At 35.5% G+C, this 1418-nt stretch carries 1 protein-coding gene; it reads right to left on the bottom strand.

Features of this window, described 5'->3' with window-relative positions; translation table 11 throughout:
* Positions 1–1418, bottom strand: a 1418-nt coding sequence (locus I6U48_RS23960; RefSeq protein WP_218323005.1) for a 2-oxoacid:acceptor oxidoreductase family protein, incomplete at both ends; no start/stop codon positions are given.

The raw sequence follows: 1418 nt of genomic DNA, 5'->3' as shown, positions 1-1418 counted from the left end.
AAAGCTACGAAATCAGCTTTGTTTATTAAGTATGGTGACTTAATTGGAGTCTTACCAAATCTTAAGTGTGAAACTGTTATTCCACCTGATTTCTTTGAGTCATAGAAGAAATATCCTTGTGCATACATATCTGTATGATCTCCTATGATCTTTATAGCACTCTTGTTTGCTCCAACAGTACCATCTGATCCAAGACCCCAGAATTTACAAGCCTTAGTTCCTGCTGGTGTTGCATCTATATCTTCTCCAACTGGTAATGAAGTGTTAGTTACGTCATCAACTATACCAATTGTAAATCCATTCTTTGGAGCTTCTAATTTTAAGTTTTCGAATATTGGAAGAAGTTGTGATGGAACTGGGTCTTTTGAACCTAATCCATATCTTCCTCCAACTATTGTTGGCTTAAAGTCTCTTTCATAGTATGCGTTTTTAACATCTAAGTACAATGGTTCTCCTATTGAACCTGGTTCTTTAGTTCTGTCAAGAACAGCTATTTTCTTAACAGTTTCTGGTATATATTTGAAGAAATGATCTAATGAGAATGGTCTATATAAGTGAACAGTTAATAAACCAACTTTTTCTCCTTTAGCCATTAGGTAGTCTATTGTTTCTTCTATTGCATCACATACTGAACCCATAGCTATTACCATTCTTTCAGCATCTGGTGCTCCATAGTAATTGAATAAGTGGTATTCTCTTCCTGTTAACTTAGTTATTTCAGACATATAGTTTTCTACTATTTCTGGAATTGCTTCATAATATTTATTTGAAACTTCTCTTTCCTGGAAGTATATATCTGCATTTTGAGCAGTACCACGAGTTACTGGGTGATCTGGATTTAATGCTCTTCTTCTAAATGCATTTACAGCATCCATATCAACTAAGTTCTTCAACTCATCATATTCTAAAACTTCGATCTTTTGTACTTCATGTGAAGTTCTAAATCCATCAAAGAAGTTTAAAAATGGAACTCTTCCTTTTATTGCTGCTAAGTGAGCTACTGCTGATAAGTCCATAACTTGTTGTACTGAACTTTCTGCAAGCATTGCAAAACCAGTTTGTCTACAAGCCATAACGTCTTGATGATCTCCAAATATGTTAAGTGAGTTAGCAGCAAGTGCTCTTGCTGATACATGGAATACTCCTGGTAGAAGTTCTCCAGCTACTTTGTACATGTTAGGTATCATAAGTAAAAGACCTTGTGATGCAGTATATGTAGATGTTAATGCACCTGCTTGTAATGAACCGTGAACAGCTCCTGCTGCTCCGCCTTCTGATTCCATTTCCATAACTTTTACAGTTTGTCCAAAAATATTTTTTCTTCCTTGTGCTACCCATTCATCAACGTGTTCAGCCATTGGTGATGATGGAGTTATAGGGAATATTGCTGCTACATCAATAAACGCATATGAAATATG

Source organism: Clostridium thailandense, from assembly GCF_019207025.1.
GTDB lineage: Bacteria > Bacillota > Clostridia > Clostridiales > Clostridiaceae > Clostridium_AM > Clostridium_AM thailandense.
This window is presented reverse-complemented; position numbering and strand designations above follow the sequence as displayed.